Source organism: Fodinicola feengrottensis (assembly GCF_010993775.1).
In the GTDB taxonomy this organism is placed as follows: domain Bacteria; phylum Actinomycetota; class Actinomycetes; order Mycobacteriales; family HKI-0501; genus Fodinicola; species Fodinicola feengrottensis.
In genome coordinates, this window is sequence record NZ_WOTO01000038.1 from 12,166 (window position 1) to 30,442 (window position 18,277).

The 18,277-nt window shown below is 65.8% G+C and carries 22 protein-coding genes and 2 pseudogenes; 12 read left to right on the forward strand and 12 right to left on the reverse strand.

The window, feature by feature from the left end:
• Positions 1-49: 49 nt before the first annotated feature.
• The 4 genes from GNX96_RS30375 to GNX96_RS56475 all read left to right on the forward strand — a co-directional run bounded on the left by GNX96_RS30375 (position 50) and on the right by GNX96_RS56475 (position 1,708).
• Complete coding sequence (locus GNX96_RS30375; protein ID WP_279581901.1) at positions 50-370, forward strand: cupin domain-containing protein; 321 nt, start codon at positions 50-52, stop codon at positions 368-370.
• Between the two features lie 56 nt (positions 371-426).
• Positions 427-819 carry a hypothetical protein gene (locus tag GNX96_RS56465; RefSeq protein ID WP_279581902.1) on the forward strand — a complete coding sequence of 131 codons (393 nt, stop codon included), beginning with the start codon at positions 427-429 and terminating at the stop codon, positions 817-819.
• A complete protein-coding gene (locus GNX96_RS56470; RefSeq protein ID WP_279581903.1) occupies positions 816-1,286 on the forward strand; it encodes an alpha/beta hydrolase family protein in 471 nt (156 codons plus the stop codon). Before GNX96_RS56465 ends, GNX96_RS56470 begins: the two co-directional genes overlap by 4 nt.
• A gap of 125 nt (positions 1,287-1,411) precedes the next feature.
• Complete coding sequence (locus tag GNX96_RS56475) at positions 1,412-1,708, forward strand: alpha/beta hydrolase family protein (protein ID WP_279581904.1); 297 nt, start codon at positions 1,412-1,414, stop codon at positions 1,706-1,708.
• A gap of 87 nt (positions 1,709-1,795) precedes the next feature.
• On the opposite strand, the gene GNX96_RS56480 is transcribed toward GNX96_RS56475, so the two are convergent.
• The 9 genes and pseudogenes from GNX96_RS56480 to GNX96_RS30415 form a co-directional block, all read right to left on the reverse strand.
• Positions 1,796-2,038 (reverse strand): hypothetical protein, encoded by a 243-nt coding sequence (locus GNX96_RS56480; RefSeq protein WP_279581905.1) that lies wholly within the window; start codon positions 2,036-2,038, stop codon positions 1,796-1,798.
• Between the two features lie 39 nt (positions 2,039-2,077).
• On the reverse strand, positions 2,078-2,365 hold the full coding sequence (locus GNX96_RS30385; RefSeq protein ID WP_163571417.1) for a hypothetical protein: 288 nt from the start codon (positions 2,363-2,365) through the stop codon (positions 2,078-2,080).
• Between the two features lie 65 nt (positions 2,366-2,430).
• A complete protein-coding gene (gene argS, locus GNX96_RS30390; protein WP_390624175.1) occupies positions 2,431-3,594 on the reverse strand; it encodes an arginine--tRNA ligase in 1,164 nt (387 codons plus the stop codon).
• A gap of 16 nt (positions 3,595-3,610) precedes the next feature.
• Positions 3,611-4,138 (reverse strand): arginine--tRNA ligase domain-containing protein, encoded by a 528-nt coding sequence (gene argS / locus GNX96_RS56485; protein ID WP_279581906.1) that lies wholly within the window; start codon positions 4,136-4,138, stop codon positions 3,611-3,613.
• 43 nt (positions 4,139-4,181) lie between these two features.
• Positions 4,182-4,583, reverse strand: a complete 402-nt coding sequence (locus tag GNX96_RS30395; protein WP_163571419.1) for a RidA family protein — start codon at positions 4,581-4,583, stop codon at positions 4,182-4,184.
• A 19-nt stretch (positions 4,584-4,602) separates the two neighbouring features.
• Positions 4,603-5,586 (reverse strand): annotated as a pseudogene (locus tag GNX96_RS30400) (helix-turn-helix transcriptional regulator).
• A gap of 85 nt (positions 5,587-5,671) precedes the next feature.
• Entirely contained in the window at positions 5,672-6,097 is a 426-nt protein-coding gene (locus tag GNX96_RS30405) for a hypothetical protein (protein ID WP_163571422.1), read from the reverse strand.
• The gene (locus GNX96_RS30410; RefSeq protein ID WP_163571424.1) at positions 6,091-6,555 is read right to left on the reverse strand and encodes a hypothetical protein; all 465 of its coding nucleotides are present in this window, start codon (positions 6,553-6,555) and stop codon (positions 6,091-6,093) included. Before GNX96_RS30410 ends, GNX96_RS30405 begins: the two co-directional genes overlap by 7 nt.
• A gap of 121 nt (positions 6,556-6,676) precedes the next feature.
• Positions 6,677-8,560, reverse strand: coding sequence for a beta-N-acetylglucosaminidase domain-containing protein (locus GNX96_RS30415; protein WP_279581907.1), 1,884 nt, complete (start codon positions 8,558-8,560; stop codon positions 6,677-6,679).
• Positions 8,561-8,781: 221 nt separating this feature from the next.
• On the opposite strand from GNX96_RS30415, the pseudogene GNX96_RS65195 reads away from it, so the two are divergent.
• The 5 genes and pseudogenes from GNX96_RS65195 to GNX96_RS30440 form a co-directional block, all read left to right on the forward strand.
• Positions 8,782-8,997: pseudogene (locus GNX96_RS65195) on the forward strand (RbsD/FucU domain-containing protein); the annotation flags it as partial.
• 29 nt (positions 8,998-9,026) lie between these two features.
• Complete coding sequence (locus tag GNX96_RS65200) at positions 9,027-9,212, forward strand: RbsD/FucU domain-containing protein (RefSeq protein ID WP_390624176.1); 186 nt, start codon at positions 9,027-9,029, stop codon at positions 9,210-9,212.
• A 232-nt stretch (positions 9,213-9,444) separates the two neighbouring features.
• On the forward strand, positions 9,445-9,699 hold the full coding sequence (locus tag GNX96_RS56490; protein WP_279581909.1) for a hypothetical protein: 255 nt from the start codon (positions 9,445-9,447) through the stop codon (positions 9,697-9,699).
• The gene (locus GNX96_RS30435) at positions 9,645-10,802 is read left to right on the forward strand and encodes an MFS transporter (RefSeq protein WP_279581910.1); all 1,158 of its coding nucleotides are present in this window, start codon (positions 9,645-9,647) and stop codon (positions 10,800-10,802) included. The genes GNX96_RS56490 and GNX96_RS30435 overlap by 55 nt, the downstream gene beginning before the upstream one ends.
• A gap of 139 nt (positions 10,803-10,941) precedes the next feature.
• Positions 10,942-11,754 carry a DeoR/GlpR family DNA-binding transcription regulator gene (locus GNX96_RS30440; protein WP_279581911.1) on the forward strand — a complete coding sequence of 271 codons (813 nt, stop codon included), beginning with the start codon at positions 10,942-10,944 and terminating at the stop codon, positions 11,752-11,754.
• Positions 11,755-11,935: 181 nt separating this feature from the next.
• Here the strand turns inward: GNX96_RS30440 and GNX96_RS56495 are convergent, their stop codons facing one another.
• From GNX96_RS56495 to GNX96_RS56505, 3 genes are read right to left on the reverse strand one after another with little or no spacing between them, the layout of a single operon-like run.
• The gene (locus tag GNX96_RS56495) at positions 11,936-12,607 is read right to left on the reverse strand and encodes an alpha-amylase family protein (protein WP_279581912.1); all 672 of its coding nucleotides are present in this window, start codon (positions 12,605-12,607) and stop codon (positions 11,936-11,938) included.
• Positions 12,562-13,671, reverse strand: a complete 1,110-nt coding sequence (locus tag GNX96_RS56500; RefSeq protein WP_279581913.1) for a TIM-barrel domain-containing protein — start codon at positions 13,669-13,671, stop codon at positions 12,562-12,564. The genes GNX96_RS56495 and GNX96_RS56500 overlap by 46 nt, the downstream gene beginning before the upstream one ends.
• Positions 13,629-14,081: a hypothetical protein gene (locus tag GNX96_RS56505; protein WP_279581914.1), complete on the reverse strand. Its 453-nt coding sequence runs from the start codon at positions 14,079-14,081 to the stop codon at positions 13,629-13,631. Before GNX96_RS56505 ends, GNX96_RS56500 begins: the two co-directional genes overlap by 43 nt.
• A gap of 362 nt (positions 14,082-14,443) precedes the next feature.
• Here GNX96_RS56505 and GNX96_RS30450 point away from each other — a divergent pair, with 362 nt between their 5' ends.
• From GNX96_RS30450 to GNX96_RS30460, 3 genes are all read left to right on the forward strand, one after another.
• A complete protein-coding gene (locus GNX96_RS30450) occupies positions 14,444-16,129 on the forward strand; it encodes an ABC transporter substrate-binding protein (RefSeq protein WP_163571432.1) in 1,686 nt (561 codons plus the stop codon).
• Between the two features lie 282 nt (positions 16,130-16,411).
• Positions 16,412-17,761 carry an ABC transporter substrate-binding protein gene (locus GNX96_RS30455; protein ID WP_163571434.1) on the forward strand — a complete coding sequence of 450 codons (1,350 nt, stop codon included), beginning with the start codon at positions 16,412-16,414 and terminating at the stop codon, positions 17,759-17,761.
• A complete protein-coding gene (locus GNX96_RS30460; RefSeq protein WP_163571436.1) occupies positions 17,724-18,086 on the forward strand; it encodes a hypothetical protein in 363 nt (120 codons plus the stop codon). The genes GNX96_RS30455 and GNX96_RS30460 overlap by 38 nt, the downstream gene beginning before the upstream one ends.
• The last annotated feature ends 191 nt before the right edge of the window (positions 18,087-18,277 follow it).

Genomic DNA, 18,277 nt, shown 5'->3' on the forward strand with positions numbered 1-18,277 from the left:
GGCCGAACATCCACTCGAGATGAATCGGCTCGGCGGTGATTCTGAGGTCATGACTCCTCAACTGCATGCAATGGTGATCGATGACGTGGAATCAACCGAGATTTTTCCGGGTATCACCAGGCGTGCCCTGCCCAGCGGTGGACAGGTGCCGCCGGTGCGAGTGTTCGACATGGCGCCCGGCACCGTGTGGCCGCAGGTCGACGTCCACGACCGGGACGAGCTGATCTACATCGTCAGCGGCGAACTGGTCGAAGGCGAGACCCGCTACCGCGCCGGCATGTATCTCTACTACGAGCCGGGCACAAAACATCAGCCCGCCACCGATGAGGGTGTACGCCTACTGCTGTTCGGTCCGTCCGTGCCTGCGTAGCTTTCTGGTGAAGCCGTGTCACGCTAGGGGAGACGGTCAGCACTCCGGAGGATCCGATGATGGCGCGTACGCCGACACAGAACGCTTTGGCCGCTGTCGAACTGATGCGGGACGGGCGGTTCGCCGAGATGGGGGATATGTTCGCGCCACAGGTGCGGGCGTTGGTGACCGCGGACGCGATCCAGCGCGGGTGGGCGGCCGGGGTTGATCGGTACGGGCCGGTCGTGGCGACTGGTATGGCGGTGAGCGAGGCGGCCGGCCCGGGGGCGGTGGTTGTCCGGATCCCGGTGCGTTTCCAGCACGGGGAGGTGGCGGTTGTTGTCTCGGTCAACAATGCGGGCTGGCTGACGGGGATCCAGTTCGCGGCCGCCGAGGCGGCTCAGCCGGCCGCGCCGTGGGAGGCGCCGGAGTACGTCGATGTCGCGGAGTTTGACGAAAAAAAGACGTGACGTTGGGGGCCGGTGAGTTCGCGGTGCCGGGCACGTTGAGCCTGCCGCATCGGCCGGGGCCGCTGCCCGCGGTCGTCTTGTTGTGCGGTTCGGGGCCGTTGGATCGGGACGAGACAATAGGGCGGAACAAGCCGTTCAAAGATCTCGCGTGGGGGCTCGCGAGCCGCGGCGTGGCCGTCCTTCGCTTCGACAAGGTCACCTACGTACATGGGGCCAAGCTGGGGAAAGTACGCGGTTTCACGGCGACCGACGAATATGTGCCGGCCGCGGTGGCGGCCATCCAGCTGCTTCGCGAGCATCCCGCGATCGACAGTGCGCGGGTGTTCGTGTGCTGGTGGTCACAGCCTCGGCGGTACGGTCGCGCCGCGGGTCGCCCCATGCTGAAAAGTCGGTCGCTGGGCTGGTCATTCTGGCTGGCGGTGCGCAACCGCTGCATTGGGCCACCGTACGACAAATCACCTATCTAGCGTCGCTGGAGCCGGCCGCGGCCGCGGCGGCTCAGCCGGCCATTGATGCGATTACCGCGCAGGCTCGCAGGGTCGACAGTCCTGATCTCTCGCCGCAGACACCGGCCAGTGACCTGCCTTTTGGCGTGTCGGCGGCCTATTGGCTGGACCTACGCGATTATCGGCCAGCAGAAGTGGCCGCTGGGTTGGGAAAACCGATATTCGTGGTGCAGGGCGGTCGCGATTACCAGGTTACCGTCGCCGACGACCTGGCGATCTGGAAAGCCGGTCTGGTCGGTCGGCCGGACGTGACCATTCGGGTGTACGACGCGGACAATCACCTTTTCACTCCCGGGACCGGCCGGTCGACGCCAGCGGAATACGAGCCCGTACAACACATGGACCCGGAAGTTGTCGCCGACATCGCCGGCTGGCTGTCATAGCCAGGAGCACATCGCCACTTGGTAGAGAGCCGACCGGCCTCCCTCGGGCGCGGGTCGCCCTCACCACCTGGCGACTCCTGGCGGGCCTCAGATCGTGAAGCTCGGTTCGTTGATGTCGCAGGTGGCGGTCGCGGTGCCGGCGCCGGTGCAACCCGCCGGCAGACCCTGCCAAACCAGCGTGCCAGCGCTGCTGGGGTGCAGGGTCGAGGTCGACTTGTGCTCGACGTAATGCGTGGTGGGGGCGGGCGAAACGGGTCGAGGTCGCCGAGCTCGCGATGGTGCCGGGGGTGTTGCCCTGCGCGGTCGGCGCCGTCGACTCGGCCGCCCCACCGGCGGCGTGCAGGATCGAGGTGACCGAGGTGGTCACCGTCAGGCCGGTGCCGCAGCTGACGCTGGTGGTGAAGGTGATCGCGACCCGCGTTCCGGACGGCCAGCTCGCGTTCCAGCCACCGAGCATGCACTGCCGGCCGGCGGGTCGGCGGGGGCGAGGGAATGCTGGTGGAAAGCCGTCGCCGTGCTCACCAGCGCCACCGCGCCCGGCTGGCCAGCGGACGAGTCCTGGACCGCGGCCGAGCCGCTGGTCGGAGTCATCGCCAGCCCGCCGACGGCCAGCAATGTCAGCGCTGACAACAAAATCGGGCGTACGGATCCAGACATCTCGCTCCCTCGATCGGCTCCGGTCTCGATCGCTGAGCGTACGGCACTGGCCACGATCTGTCAGGCTACATCCGCTCCGGCGCGCCGATGCCCAGCAGGTCGAGGCCGAGCGCGAGCGTACGAGCCGTCAGGTCGCACAGCGCCAGCCGGCTTTCCCTTATGCCAGGTTCGGCCCGCAGGACTGGGCATTTCTCGTAGAAACCGGTGAAGGTGGTGGCCAGCCCGAAAAGATAGCCGGTCAGCTTGTGAAAGTGCGCCGACTCGGCCACTTCTTCGAGGATTCCCGGCAAAGCCAGCAGCTCCAACGCCACTTTCCGTTCGGCCGGTTCGGTGATCAGCACCGGACCGGCCGGCACGGTGTCGGCTTTGCGGAGAATGGAACAGATCCGGGCGTGCGCGAACTGCAGGTAGGGTGCACTGTTGCCGTCCAACGCGAGCATCCGGTCGTAGTCGAAGACATAGTCGTTCGTACGCTCAATGCAGAGGTCGGCGTATTTGACCGCGCCAATCCCGACCACGTTGGCCAGCGCGCGCCTGTCCGCGGCGGACAGCTCGGGGTCTTTCTCGGCGATGACCGCTCCCGCACGGGAAATGGCCTCGTCCAGCAGGTCGGCCAGCTTGGTCGACGTTCCTTCGCGACTGCGCAACATTTTCCCGTCCGGACCCAGGATCGAGCCGAAACCGATGTGTTCGGCGCGGACCGGCTCGGCCAGCCAACCGGCTTCCCGCGCGGTTTGGTGCACCATCTGAAAATGCAGTCGCTGTGGGGTGCCCACCACATACATCAGGCGGCTGCCGTGCAGCTGTTCGATCCAGTGCCGGAGGGTCGCGAGGTCGGTCGCGGCGTAACCGTAGCCACCGTCGCTCTTTCGTACGATCAAAGGCAACGGATCGCCGTCGCGATTGCTGAAGCCGGCCGGGAAGGTGCACTGGGCGCCGTCGCTCTCGCGCAGCAGCCCGAGCTTGTCCAGGTCCTCGACCACCTCTGGGAGCAGGTGGTTGTAGGTGCTCTCGCCAGCGAAATCAGCCGCTGTCAGCCGGACGCCGAGTTTTTCGTACTCGGTGAGGAAGTATTTCTTCGACGCGTCCACAAACGTCTGCCACAATCGCAGGGTTTCCTCGTCACCGCCCTGCAAAAGCACCACTCGTTGGCGGGAGCGTTGCTGGAATTCGGGGTCGCGATCGAATTTGTTGCGGGCAGCGCGATAGAAGCCGCTCAGGTCCGCCACCGACTGCTCAGCAGTCTCATTGAGGTCGATGAGGTTGCTCGATCAACATTCCGAACGGCGTGCCCCAGTCACCGAGATGGTTCTGCCTGATGATTTTGTGGCCGAGGAATTCCAGCAGTCGGGAGACCGCATCGCCGAGAATGGTCGAGCGGATGTGGCCGACGTGCATTTCCTTGGCAGCGTTGGGAGAACTGTAGTCGATCACCACGGTCTCCGGCTTGCTCGTCAGCGGCACGCCCAGTCGCGCATCGGTGGTCAGCGCGGTCAGCAGTCGATCGATGGCATCGTCTCGTACGGTCAAACTGACGAAGCCAGGGCCGGTCACCTTGACGTGGTCGCAAAGGTCCGCGAGATCGGCGGCTTCCACCACGTCGGCGGCGATCTCCCGCGGCGCGCGGTGCAGCCGCCGGGCCAGTGCCAATGCGCCGTCGGCCTGGAAATCAGCGTGTTTGGACCGGCGCAGCACGGGATCCACCGACTCGCCCGCGACAGCGGAGAACGCCGTCGCGAGTCGATCCCGCAGCTGACTTTCGAGGATGTGCATGACTATTGATTATCCGGTACGGATGGACTCGCCGTCCAAGTTATTACGGTGCGACCGCGGCGACGGCTTCGACCTCGACGAGTTGGTCGTGGTAACCAAGGCAGGCCACCCCCAGCAGTGTGCTCGGCACGTCGTGGTCGCCGAAGAATTCGCGTACGACCTGCCAGGCAGTCACCAGATCGGGCTGCCGTGAAGAGGCCACATAAACGGTGGTTTTGGCTACATCGGTGAGTTTCGCGCCAGCGTCGGCGAGAGCGACCTGCAGATTCAGCATGCATTGCCGGGCCTGGGCGGCATAGTCGCTAACGCCGACGGTTACCCCGTCAGCATCGAGTGGGCAGGCGCCGGCCGCGTAGATCAGCCGGGCCGGCGGTTCGACACTGGACGAATACGCATACTCGGCCACCGTGGACAGGGTGGGACTGCGGATCAGGCGTACGGGCATCCACCGAACCTAATAGCGGTCACTCGTCGGCGCGACTCGATTTTGTCAGGCGCTGGCCGAGGTCCGCGGCCGCCGACCGCAGCTCGGCTGGGCCGACGATATCCAGATCCGTCTCGTACATGGCAAAAGTGGCCGCGAGGCCGGTCCACGACCACGAGCCGAGGGTGACTTTGCAGCGGTTCGGCCCCAGTTCCTCGACCACGCCCTGGCCGCGAGCCCGCTCGGCGGCGTTTCTGGCTGAAGTGTGCAAAATCGCGGTGCCCTCGCAGGGCATACCGGGATCGCGGAATTTCTCCGCCGCGTACGTGGCAACGTCCGGCGCTGGCAGTTCGCGCGGGGTGAACCGCGGGCCGGTGGGCGTACGAGGCGTCATCCGGTCGACCCGGAAGGTCCGCCAGTCGGCCCGGTCCAGGTCCCCACGCGACGAGATACCAGCGGCCGCTCCAGGTGATCACGTGGTGTGGCTCCACCCGGCGCGGCGGTACGAACGCGGTGTCGTCGGCCCCGCTCACCGGCTGGTAGTCGAAGCGCAGCACCGCACGCGCTCGTACCGTACCCGCGCGCCAATCGCCAGCAAATGGTCGGCGTTGACTTTTTTCGCGTCCCAGCTGGCGGATCTGGCGACCGGGGTGATCCGCAACGCGTCGACCCGGTGTCGCAGCCGGGCCGCCATCACCTGCCGTACGGTCGCGAGCGCCCGCAGCGCCGGCTCCTCGATGCCAGTCACCGTGGTGGTGGCAGTCTGCAACGCGACCGCGACGGCGACCGCCTGGTCGTCGTCGAACAGCAGCGGCGGCAGGTCAACGCCCGCGTCCAGCCGGTAGCCGCCGTCCGGCCCTTTGGTGGCCAGCACTGGATAACCGAGGTCCCGGAGCCGGTCGACATCGCGTCGTACCGTCCGTGGGCTCACCTCCAGCCGCTCGGCGAGCGCGCCGCCGGGCCAGTCGCGGCGGGCCTGCAACAGTGACAGCAGCGCCAGCAGCCGCGCCGAGGTTTCGAGCATGCTCCCAGACTCGCACACATAGCGGCCAGCTTCTGACCTCTACCCAGGGGCGACAGAACCCAGTTTGCTCGGTCAGTCGCGAAGGTCAGGGGGTGACGGGACCGCCGAGGGCGACCGCGCCGGACCAGCCGGAGCCGGGCCAGGACTGCCAGCTGGTGACGAACTGGCCATCGCGGTTGACGCCGAAGGCGGACAAGGCGCCGTTGACCCACTCGACCATCCGCGGGTTGCCGGCCAGCCGGCTGAGCCCGACGGCGGCCGAGGCGGTCCAGCCGGAGCCCGGCGCGCTCTGCCAGGTGGTCCAGAGATTGTCGTCGGCGCCGTGGACGTACGCGGAGAGGGCGCCGTTCGGGCTGACCGCCACGTCCGGCGTACCCACCATCGCGGCCGAGCCGATCTGAGTGAACGGTTTCGACCAGCTACCGCCAAAACCGCTCTGCCAGGTGGTGAACAACTGTCCGTTGCCGCCGCGGAAGTAGAGCGACATCGCGTTGTTCGGGCCAATCAGCACCCGCGGGTCGCCGCCGGCGCCGGCGCCCAGGTCGTCCAGTCGTGCCAGGCGCTGCCGACCGCCGGCTGCCAGCTGGTCCAGAGGTGGCCGTTGCCATCTCGTACGTACGCGGACAACGTGCCGTTGGCGGCCATGATCGCGTCCGGGTCGCCGACCATCGCGACGCCGTTGGCGACCAGCGCGTACGCGTGCCAGGACGTGCTGTTTTCGCCGTTCTGCCAGCTGGTGTAGAGCTTGCCGTCGGCACCGCGGACGAACACCGACAGCAGCCCGTTGTCGCTGAGCACCACCCGCGGACTGCCGGTCGCCGCGCCGGCCGGTGCCCCGAGGTTGGTCCACGATCCCCAGCCGCCGCCCGGGCCGCTCTGCAGGCTGACGCGCAGGGTGTTGTCGCTGGCTCGTACGACCGCGGCCATCGCGCCGCCGCGGGTGACGATCACGTCCGGGGTGCCCTGCATGGTGATGCCCGCGATGGCGGCCGGCGGCTGCCAGCCGCTGCCCAGCGAGGTCTGCCAGCTGGTGTACAGCTGCCCGTCGGCGCGCCGCGGGCGAAGATCGACTGGTCACCGTTGTCGGCCTTCAGTGCGGTGGAGGGGGGCGCGACCCGCGAGCGAAAGCCACCAATTGGTCATAGACGCCGGCACCGATGTTCTTTCCAGTCAACCCAACCAAAGCCGCCGACATCTGGGCGCGAGCCTGGCTCGCGGCGGCCTCATCGCCGGCGTTCACCGCTTCGACCGCCGCGACCGCCGACTCGGCAGCCGCGGTTTCGGCTTCCAGGGTCCTGAAATACGGCTCGCTGTCGGCCAGGAATGACGGGTTGTTGAGGGTGCTTCGCAAAGTGGCCGGTGCTGCGTGGATTTTTTCCAACTCGGCCAGCAAAGCCGTGCTGGAAGCGGTGAGGTCGGTGTGCGACCGGAAAGCCGTCACGAAAGCGGAGATCAGCGGTTGTACGACCGGAGCGACCTCGGTGGTCAGCGGTGAGTTGACCGAACTTTCGGCGTACTTGCGCAAAGCGTCCGCCGCGGGGCCACCGAGCTCGGCCAGTGACCGGCTCCAGGAATTCTGTGCGTTGTACGCACCCGGATTCCAGTCGAAGTCGCCAATCGTGAAGAGCGAGATCAGCGACGGCTCTTCTTCCTGCATTTCATTGGCCATCAGGCCGACCGCGGACTGCGCCAGCGCCGGGTCGCGGCCCACCAGCGGGCCAAGGTGCTGCTGGTTCGACTCGTAGTCGTTCACCGGATAGTTGTCGAAAATCAGTAGCGGACGGCCGCCGAAAGCGCTCTGTGCCTGGGAAAAGTCGGTGCCACTGATCGTTGGCGAGACGACCTGTGGGCCAGTCCAGAAGAAGGTCACCGCTGGTGGGGTGAGTGCGGCGAATCGGGTCCGGTAGGTGGAGGATCCGGTGCCAGCGTATTCTTGCGGCACCGCGATGAGCTTGCCGCCACTGTGGGGTCGCGACGAAATGGTTTTGGACATATGCCGTGTCGTACGCCTGCGCGGCGGCGGTGGGACTGGCGTCCGACCCGAACGCGGAGAGGTGTCCGCGGCACAGAGAAAATGGCCGGACGTGTCGTCCCAACCGATCGAGATGGTGTGGATACCGATGTCCCAAAGTTGTTGGTAGCGCGCGATAAGCGCGTCCAAATCGCTCTGGCTGGAGTGGCAGATCCCGCTGTTGGGCGCCTCCGGCGCTTCCGGGTCGATCCGGTAGAGGAAGTCGACGTGGTTCGCATTCGCCCGCGCGACCGCTTCGGCCAGCGCGCTCAGGGCGGCGGCCGGGTAGGGCACTCGCCAGTTCGCGCCGGCCGTGTGATCGTCGCCGCTGACCGTGTAGAGGAACGAGTTCATCTTGTGCTGGCCCAGAAAGTCCATCTGGTGCAGCAGGTCGGCCTGCGCCCACGGCTGACCGTAGAACGACTCTTCGCCGCCACGCATGGAAAAAAACCGGGCCAGTCGCGTACCTGTACGCCCGGCAGCCGGGCCGGACTGCCCGGCACGATCAGTTGTCGCAGCGTCTGGGCCGCGTAGAACGTGCCGGTGGGATCGACGCCGGAGAGGGCGACCACCGGCGTACCGGAGCGCTCGCCGGCGGCCAGCACGTACCCACCGGACGGCAGCCCGGCGGGGCCGGCGACGCCGAGGTCGCTCAGGACGGACGGACGCGGTCGCGCCGCTCTCGGCCGGCCCGCCGACGTAGACCGCCAGGCCGCTGCCAGCGGCCGAGCCGGTAGTCACCGAGGCGACTCCAGCGGTGTGGAGGGTCGTGGTCACCGCACTTATGGCGGATGCGTCGGTGGTCGTACCGACCACCAGAGTGGCGCTGGACGGCAGTGCGAAACCGGTGGAAAACGCGGTTATCGACTGCGGGGTCGGTGACACCGCCGGGATCGCCACGTCCGCATGGCTCGCGGTCGGCGCTGCCAACACGCCGAGGGCGACCATCAGCGCGGTGGTCAAGGCACCTCGTCTGCGCCGGGAAGACAGCAGGTTCATATGAGCCTCCGGTCGGAGAGCCTGACAAGCATCTGGTACATACCAGTATCTGAAGGCTCTGCTGTCAAGGGGGTGGCCGGAAAAACTCACGAAAGAGGCCGACGATCGCGGTTCCCGGGCGGTGAGAAAACGATCTTTTGGCGGGTAGGGTGACCGTCGACGAAAGGAGCTCGATGCTCAAGGGGATGGATCCACTCCTGCACGCCGACCTGCTGCACGTACTGGCCGCGATGGGGCACGGGGACGAGATCGCGGTGGTGGACGCGAACTTTCCGGCGGTCACGATGGGGCGTCGGGTCGTACGGCTGGACGGTGTGGACGTGCCGACCGCCGCTGAGGCGGTGTGTACGGTCCTGCCGCTGGACCGGTTCGTGGACGCGCCGATCGTCCGGATGGCCGTGGTGGACGACCCGGAAAAACGCTGCCGCCGGTGCAGGTCGACGCGGTCGCCGGCATCCGTCGGGTCTCCGGTTGGAACGTACCGGTCGGCGCGGTCTCCCGGTTCGAGTTCTACGACCGGGCGCGGGCCGCATTCGCCGTGCTGGTGACCAGTGAGCACCGGCTCTATGGCTGCCTTCTGCTCGGCAAAGGCGTGCTGCCGGAGCCCACTTCATAAATTTTTTGGCCGGTAGGGGACCTGGCCAATTCCCCGGGCCCGATCGCCTCTTTGTCCCGGTCAAACCTGGTGGACGAGTTTAAACCTATCCGACCGGACATTTATTTGGCTCTTTGTCACACGGTAAACGTGAGCGGTTTCCGCTTTGTCGCGATGCGACACCCATCGCCGGCCATTATCCTGCGTTCGGAATAACGGTAAAACGGGCGTACGGTAAGGGAGGCCGGTCGCGATGACGCAGGCAGCGGAGCCGGAATTGCACGAGCCGGATGCGGCAATGGTCCGCAGGGCGGTGTTTGCCTCCGCGATCGGCAACGCGGTGGAGTGGTACGACTACGGAGTTTTCACCGCTGGAGCCATCACCGGAGTGGTGGGCACGATTTTCTTCCCCGGCGACCAGGGCGGCACCGCGGTGCTGAAATCCCTGCGCTGGTGGCCGTCGGTTTTATCGTACGACCGTTCGGTGGCGCTTTTTGGGGTCCGCTAGGCGACAAAGTGGGCCGCCGCGTGGTGCTGGCCGCGACTATCCTGATCATGTCTGGCTGCACCTTTCTGGTCGGTGTGCTGCCCACCTACGCCGCGATTGGGATCGCCGCACCGGTTCTTTTGTTGCTGTTGCGGGTGATTCAGGGATTCTCCACCGGCGGTGAGTATGGTGGCGCGGCCACCTGTATAGCCGAGTTCGCGCCCACCAAAAGACGAGGTTTCTTCGGCAGTTTCCTGGAATTCGGCACGCTGAGCGGCTATGTGCTCGGCCAGGTCGTGGTGCTGGCCGTGGTCGCCACCTGTACGAGTGCGCAGCTGAGCGCCTGGGGTTGGCGGATCCCGTTCCTGATCGCGCTGCCGTTGGGTCTGGTCGGGCTGTACCTGCGGACCCGGCTCGAGGAGACGCCGACTTTCAAGCTGCAGGAGCGAAACGGGCAGCGGCCGGACCACGCGCCGCTGCGGGAGACCCTGTTCGGCAACTGGAAGATGATCCTGAACCTGATCGGCATCGTCATTCTGCTCAACGTCGCCGACTACATGCTGCTGACCACCATGCCGTCGTACTTCACCCAGTATCTCCATGTCAGCGACACCGAGTCCGGGCTGATCATCATCGGCGTGGAGCTCGCGCAGATGGCGTTGATCGCGCCACTGGGCGCACTTTCCGACCGGATCGGCCGAAAACCACTGCTGCTGGCTTCGGCGATTGGTTTTGTCGTGCTGAGCTATCCAGCGATCAAACTCATGCAGATGGGCAATATTTTCACGCTGATCCTCGGATTCGCGATCGTCGCCTTCCTTTTGTTGTTGATCCTCGCGGTCATCGGGTCGACCTTCCCGGCGATGTTCCCGACCAGGGTGCGATATGGCTCGTTCGCGATTGGTTACAACATCTCCACCTCGCTCTTTGGCGGCACCACCGGCGTGGTGGTGGTGGCGCTGATCAATGCCACCGGCGACAAGGACATCCCGGCGTACTATCTGATCGCCGCCGGGCTCATCGGCCTGCTGCCGATCCTGTTGATCCCGGAGACCGCACGGGTGCCGATGTCCAAGATCAGCGCCGACCGCAAGCAGACCGCGCTGGCTGCCGAGCCGGTGTGAGGTCTCTGTAGAGGGCGTACCGAAAGATCGCCGGCACTGGCCGGCCCGCCGGCACCCTGAGCGGGGCCGTCTGCGGCTATTCTGCTCCGATGCGGTCTGAGAGCAGCTGGTCGACCCGCCGCCTGGGCGGCTGAGGCGGGTGCCCCGCCACGAACGCTGGAACGCGCTGCTGGAGGCGCTCGCCCGGGACGGCCAGCTGGGCGTCGAGCAGGCCGCCAGCGAGCTCGGCGTGTCCACCGCGACCATCCGCCGCGATCTGGACGAGCTCGCCGAGCAGCGGATGCTGACCCGTACCCGTACCCGCGGCGGCGCGGTGCTCACCAGCGTCTCGTACGACCTGCCGCTGCGCTACAAGACCGCCCGGCACGCCCAGGAGAAGCTCCGGATCGCCCGGGCCGCCGCGAGCCTGGTCGAGGTCGGCTGGGTGGTCGCGCTGAACGGAGGCACCACGTCCACCGAGGTGGCCCGGTCGCTGGCCGAGAGCGACGAGCTGGCCGCCAGCTCGGTCAACCCGGCACTGACCATCGTCACGAACGCCCTCAACATCGCCAACGAGCTGGCCGTCCGCCCACACATCAAGATCGTCGTCACCGGCGGAGTGGCCCGGCCGCAGTCGTACGAGCTGGTCGGCCCACTCTCCTCCGGCATCCTCGACCTGATCACCCTGGACGCCGCCGTCATCGGCGTCGACGGCATCGACGTACGGCACGGCGCGACCGCGCACAACGAGAGCGAAGCCGGCGTCAACACCCAAATGGTCGGCCGCGCCCGCCGGGTCATCGTGGTCGCCGACAGCTCCAAACTCGGCGTCGGCACCTTCGCCCGGATCTGCCATCATCGACAAGGTCGACGTACTGATCACCGACGAAGCCGCCGACCTCGACATGTGCGCCCGCTTCACCGACGCCGGCGTCGAAGTCCAGCGCGTCTGATCCTCTCCCGGTCTACATAGGGTGCGGCGCGAAACTGTCGTACCCGACCCGAAAAAATCGCCCCCACCCAGTGACGGGTGGGGGGCGGGTTTGAGGACCAATGTTCAACGAAAAATTAAGGTCTACCTCTCGACCCACCCCCCGCCCGTTCAAAGGGAGGGGGAAAGAAAAACAGACACCTACGACAATTTCGCGCCCCACCTACTCGGATTCCGCGAAATGGGGCGGCAATCGGACAGAGTGGGCCGGTGTCCGATTGTCACGACGGCGGTGAAGGGGTGGGTTTACGACTGGTGGGAGAGGGCGGCGATCGCGGTGGCGGCGCCCGGGGCGCCCAGGCGGACGAAGGCGGGGGGTGACGCCGAGAGGGGCCGGGTACGCGGACAACGTGCGTGGGCCGGTGATCACTCGGTGGGTGACGGTGTCGAACCACGCGCCGGCCGGCAGGTCGATCGTGCGGGTGGGGGAGTCGCTCAACACCGGAGCGGCGAGCACCGAGGGGCCGAGCAGCATCCACTCATCGTCGGTCGTGTAGAAGCGTTGGTCGGCAGCGAAGTCGAAGAATACCGGCCGGATGATCGGTGTGCCGTCGGCGACGGATTTCCGGGCCTGGGCTTGCAAATAGTCGGAGAGCCGACCGTGTCGCGCGATGGCGTTCTTGTAGAGCTGCACGGTTTCCGGGTCGTACGTGACGGGTTTGCCGGTGGTGTGGTCGACGACGCCGAGTGGGGAGGTCGACGAATACATCAGCGGCATCAGCGACGCTGCCTGTGCCCAGCGGACCAGGACCTGCTTGGTGGGCGCCGGTTCGCCGAGCGAGCCGCCGATCATGTCGGTTTCCACGAAGGGATAGCCGTCGGTGGAAATCGCCATCGAGCGGCGCAAAGTCGTTCGCAGTTCGGGAAAACTCTCGTGCCGGCGTCGACCGCGCGGATCACGAAACCATATTTCTGGTTGCCCCAGTGCACTCGTACGCCGGCACCCTGCAGGTCGAAACCGTCGGCCATTTCGGCGCCGAGCCGCTGGTAGTCGCCGGCCTGTACGCCGGCGGCCGGAGCGCAGCTGTCGTCAAAGAAACGGGTGTCGAACTTGAAGCCGTCCACGCCGTACGTGGACATCAGTTGGTGCAGGTTGCCGGTGTACCAGTCGCGAGCCGCGGGCTTGCCGAGGTCGATGATCCCGGCGGTGCCGTTCCACCAGGTGACAGTGCATGGCTTGGTCGAATCGGCGGCTGCGGCCAGCAGATAGCCGTGGTCCTTCGCGTACGCGTAATTCGCCGAGTCGAGGTTGATCCAGAGCGTCGTCCAGAGCCCGAAATGATAGCCCATCGAGTGAATCTGGTCGGACATTGCCTTGGGGTTGGGGAAAGTCTTCGGATCGAAGGTCAGGTTGCCGTAATTCGACTCCCATTTGTCGTCCAGCTGGATGGTGTGCCCACCGAGCCCGGCCGCGTGCAGTTTTCCGGCCCAGTCAAGGACTTTGTTCTGGTCGATGGCGGTGTAGAACTGTGCCCATGAATTCCACAACGGTTGCGCGATCTCGGCTGGAGTCGCGTCGCTCTTCGACGGTTTTCCTACGACCTCGACATAATCTTGGTAGACGGCGGACGGTGTCGACTCCACGAACACCGTCGAGGCGTACGAATCCGTGCTCTTGATGGTGAAATCGCCGAGCCCGGAGGCGGATTTGTTGATCTGTACGTCCATCGGCGAGGCCGTCCGGACGTAGTTGCCGACCGACGACGACGTGTACCAGTAGGGCTCCATCATCAGGTAGCTGGCCGGCGAGAAGTCCGGCTCCGACACCTGCCCGGCGTCCAGCGGGTACGGCTGGGCCGCGCCCTCACTGGTCTCGCCGCCGCCGTACCAGTGACCGGCGGAGGACAGTTGGTAGCTCACCGTACGGGGGCGCCGGCCGGCGCGCCGGCGACCGACCACGTCAGGTCGTACCGGTCCGCGGTCGGCGTGATCGCCACCGCGACGGTGTCTGCGGGCGCGGTCGAGGCGGCCGCTATTCGCAGCGTGCCGGCCGCATAACTCCACGTCGTGACGCTGGTGGCGTGTTGGTCGCCGAACGCGAACCCGCCGGCCGGGTTGGTGGCCAGAACCGTCCTGCCGGCGCGCACGGTGCGCACGCCGAGGGTCTTCTCGTCGATCAGCAGCCGATAGCCCGGGCCGCCATGCCCCGGCGGCACGGTGACTGTCAGTTGACCGCGGGATTCGCTCACGGCGACCGGGCCTGGGCCATCTCGATCGGCAGCCGCCGCGCCGACCGTGGTGATGGTCGGCAGTAGGGCGGTGACCAGGGCAAACGCTCCGGCGGTGAGGAGGGTACGGGTACGAGCCATCAGCACTCCCAGCAACTCGAATGACTGTTCCTGCGTGAAAGTTGGGATTTTGTGCCACTAACATGCATAGCTCACCCGCTCTCGATCGCAATGTCAAGACGCGTGAGTCGCTCCGCGCGGCGATCTGGGCGATGGTGCGCTAAAGTTCGCGAGCCGACCGAGCGACCGTCAGTATATGTGGGGTTAAATGCACATTTTCGCCGATGCGGGAATCGGAACTGTCGGGCCGCGAACCGGTGCGGCGATGGTGGAAACCGTCCTATGCTGCGCTGCAGTAAAAAATTGTCTGCCAGTGTCGGTTCGCTGTGATTCACATCCCGACGGGCCGTGGCCGGCGGAGACGGGCGCGGAAGGAATGGGACATGTCTGATCGAAAGCGGGTCTTGCGGGGGGTCGCCTTGGCGTCAGCCGCCGCGCTCGCGCTTAGCGCGTGTGGCACGCCGGACTCCGGTGGCGACGCGGGCAATGGCAAGGAGCACCGAGGCGGCACGCTCAACGTGCTCATACAGTCGGATTTCGAGCACATCGACCCGCAGCGGACCTACACCGCGGCCGGCGAGAGCTTCGACCGGCTGATCGCGCCGGCGCTGACCGCGTACAAGAACGCGCCAGGCAAGGCGGGCGCGGAGATCACCGGCGACTCGGCCACCGACACCGGCAGTCACAACGCCGACAACACCGTGTGGACCTTCACCCTCCGGGACGGGTTGAAGTGGCAGGACGGAAAGGCCGTCACCTGTGACGACTTCAAGTACGGCGTCGAGCGCTCGTTCTCCGACCTGATCACCGACGGCGCCGACTACCAGAAGCAGTATCTGGTCGGCGGCGACTCGTACAAGGGCATCTACCTCGACCCGGCCGGACTGCCCTCGATTATCTGCAGTGGCAACAAAATCGCCTTCCACCTGAACAAGTCGATCAACGACTTCAACTACACGGTGACGTTGCCGACGTTCAGCGCGGTGCGTAAGGACAAGGACACCAAGGAAAAGTACGACAACAACGTGTTCTCGTACGGGCCGTACCAGATCGACAGCTACGTGCGATCCAAGTCGATTGACCTCAGCCGTAACAAGTTCTGGGATCAGGCAAAGGATCCGGTTCGCAAGAACCTGCCGGACAAGTGGGCTTTCGCGATCGGTGCCGACGAGACCGTCATCACCGACCGGATGCTGCACGACCAGGGCCCGGACCAGAGCACGATCACCCTCGGCGCCAACATCTCGCCGCAACAGGTGGCGCAGGTGCAGGCCGACCCGAAGTTGAAGTCCCGGCTGTTGAGCGGCCCGGACGGCTTCACGTACTACCTGTCGATCAACAACAGCAAGATCAAGGACGTGAACTGCCGTCGGGCGTACACGTACGCGATCGACAAGACGACCTACCTGACCGCGCTGGGCGGACCGGCGGTCGGTGAGCTCGCCACCTCGATCATCGCGCCGAATCTGCCGGCCCACCGGGACAGCATCGACGTGTACGGCCTGCAGAAGATGCCGCAGGGTGACCCGAACAAGGCCAAGCAGCTGTTGGCCCAGTCGCCGACCTGCCCGCGCACCATCACGTTCGACTACCGGACCGGCAACACCGCCGACGACAAGGCCGCGGCCGCGATCGTGGCCGGCATGGCCCGGGCCGGCATCACCGTCAAGCTGAACCCGATCGCCCGCAACGTCTACATCGCCACCGTCGGCAAGCCGGCGGCCCAGCACGACATGGCGATCAACAGCTGGATCGCCGACTGGCCGTCCGGTTCGGCGGTCATCTCGCAGCTGTTCGACGGCCGGATTATCAGCGCGAGTGGAAACCCGAACCGTTCGCAGCTGAACGACTCGGCCATCAACGCCGGAATTGACGCCGCGTACAAAGAACCCGATAACGCCAAAGCCCAGATGATGTGGGGCGATCTGGACGAAAAAGTGCAGCAGGACGCGGCCGTCATTCCGCTGCGTTTCACCAAGGCATACGTTTTGTACGGTTCGAAGGTGACCGGTGCTTTCCTTGATCCGGTCTATTCCGATGCCGATCTTTGCAATGTGGGCGTGAGCTGAACCGCATTGCACCGGAATGCACCAAAACACGGAGCCTGGTCGCCGCGATGGTGGCTGGGCTCCGTGCGTTCCTGGGCAAATTCTGTGGAACCTCGTACGGCGGCGATCGTCCCGCGATTACGATGCGGTGACGTTTCGGCGACCACTCTTGGGCGCCGGAGTTTGACCGGCATATCGTGCGGCACGACCGGGTCGCGCGACAGCGGGCGATGTGTCCGGAAAAGGGAAGGAAATCGAATGTCTCTAAAGGGCATCCGCGGCTCACGACTAGCCGTGGCCGGTGTGGCTCTGTCACTGGTGACCCTGGTGGCGAGCGCATGTGGCACGCCTGACACGCCGAGCGGGGGCGGAGGTGGCACCGCCGTCAAACGTGGCGGGACCGTCTACGTCCTCATGCAGCAGGACTTCGAGCACCTCGATCCGGCGCGCAGCTACGTCGGTCAGCAGCTCAGCCTCAACCGGCTGTTCGCGCCCACCCTGACCGCCTTCAAGGCGGCCGCTGGGCAGACCGGCACCGAGATCCAGGCCGACTCCGCGACGGACATCGGCAAGCACAACGCCGACTCCACCGAGTGGACCTTCACCGTCCGGGACGGTCTGAAGTGGCAGGACGGCAAGGCCGTCACCTGCGCGGACTTCAAGTACGGCGTGGAGCGCTCGTTCTCCAGCCTGCTGCCGGACGGTCCCGAATACCAGAAGCAGTATCTGGTCGGTGGCAAGGACTACCCGGGCATCTACCAGGCGCCCCAGGGCCTGCCGTCGGTGATCTGCAACGGCAACACCATCACGTACAAGCTGAGCAGCCCGGTGACCGACTTCAACAACACGGTGACCCTGCCGATCTTCTCGGCGGTCCGCAAGGACAAGGACACCAAGGCGCAGTACGACACCACGTTCTTCTCGTACGGGCCGTACCAGATCCAGAAGTACACCCGTGACCAGCAGCTGATCCTGGTTCGCAACAAGTACTGGGACCAGAGCAAGGACACCCTGCGCCAGAACTACCCGGACAAGTGGCAGTTCACGTTCGGCCTGGACGAGAGCGTGGTCACCGACCGGCTGAAGCAGGACCGCGGCAACGACCAGGCGGCGGTCACCTCCGGCCTGTTCGTCTCGGCGTCCGAGGCGCCCGGCATCCTCGCCGACCCGAACGAGAAGGCGCGGACCGTCACCGGCCTCACCCCGTACACGTACTACATCGCCATCAACACCAAGAAGGTGCCGGACCTCAAGTGCCGGCAGGCGTACGAGTACGCGATCGATAAGACCACTTACCTGACCGCTTTCGGCGGCCCGAACTACGGTGAGCCGGCCACCTCGATCATCAACCCGTTGCTGAAGGCTCATAAGGACTTCGACCTCTACGGCACGAAGACCTCGCCGACCGGTGACCCGGCCAAGGCCAAGGCGCTGCTGGCCCAGTCGCCGACCTGCTCGCGCAACATCAAGTTCGACTACCGTACGAACAACTCCGGTGACGACAAAGCGGCCGCCGCGGTCAAGGCCGCGTTCGCCCGTGCCGGTATCAACGTGACGCCGAACCCGATCAAGCGCAGCGAGTACTACGCGACCATCGGCAATCGGCAAGCCGGTTGTGCAGAACGAGATCTCGTTTGGCTCGTGGGCGGCTGACTGGCCGTCGGGTGGCTCGGTCATCCCGCCGTTGTTCGACGGCCGGCAGATCCCGGCCGCCGGCAACCAGAACTTCGCGCAGCTCAACGTCCCGGCCATCAACAACGGCATGGACGCGGCCGCGAAGATCGCCGACCCGACGCAGGCCCAGCAGGCATGGGGCAACCTGGACCAGCAGGTCCAGGAGCAGGCCGCGACCATCCCGATGCGTTACCTGAAGACCGTCCTGATGCACGGCTCCAAGATCGGCGGGAACGTGTTCCTGGACAGCAACTACTCAGAGATCAACATCTGCACGATCGGTGTCACCGACACCAGCGTCTAAGCGCTCCAGCCAAACGCCCTCACAGAACCTGTGAGGGCGTTTGGCGTTTAGCGGCGTGTTAACGCGGGCAGTATGACGCTGCTGGGTAGCGACCGGCTACCGTGCACGATGGATGGATCCAGGCAGCGGGGGACCTGCTTCGTTCATCTGGTTCGTAGTGATCCTGGGGGGGGGACGGTACGACGTGGGAC

Bases quoted from the DNA above. Each gene is read 5' to 3' on its own strand.
- GNX96_RS30375 (WP_279581901.1), top strand. From the start codon at position 50: ATGACTCCTCAACTGCATGCAATGGTGATCGATGACGTGGAATCAACC.
- GNX96_RS56465 (WP_279581902.1), top strand. From the start codon at position 427: ATGATGGCGCGTACGCCGACACAGAACGCTTTGGCCGCTGTCGAACTG.
- GNX96_RS30385 (WP_163571417.1), bottom strand. From the start codon at position 2,365: ATGTCTGGATCCGTACGCCCGATTTTGTTGTCAGCGCTGACATTGCTG.
- argS (WP_279581906.1), bottom strand. From the start codon at position 4,138: ATGCACATCCTCGAAAGTCAGCTGCGGGATCGACTCGCGACGGCGTTC.
- GNX96_RS30395 (WP_163571419.1), bottom strand. From the start codon at position 4,583: ATGCCCGTACGCCTGATCCGCAGTCCCACCCTGTCCACGGTGGCCGAG.
- GNX96_RS30410 (WP_163571424.1), bottom strand. From the start codon at position 6,555: ATGCAGGGCACCCCGGACGTGATCGTCACCCGCGGCGGCGCGATGGCC.
- GNX96_RS56490 (WP_279581909.1), top strand. From the start codon at position 9,445: ATGACGCAGGCAGCGGAGCCGGAATTGCACGAGCCGGATGCGGCAATG.
- GNX96_RS56495 (WP_279581912.1), bottom strand. From the start codon at position 12,607: ATGGCGATTTCCACCGACGGCTATCCCTTCGTGGAAACCGACATGATC.
- GNX96_RS56505 (WP_279581914.1), bottom strand. From the start codon at position 14,081: ATGGCTCGTACCCGTACCCTCCTCACCGCCGGAGCGTTTGCCCTGGTC.
- GNX96_RS30450 (WP_163571432.1), top strand. From the start codon at position 14,444: ATGTCTGATCGAAAGCGGGTCTTGCGGGGGGTCGCCTTGGCGTCAGCC.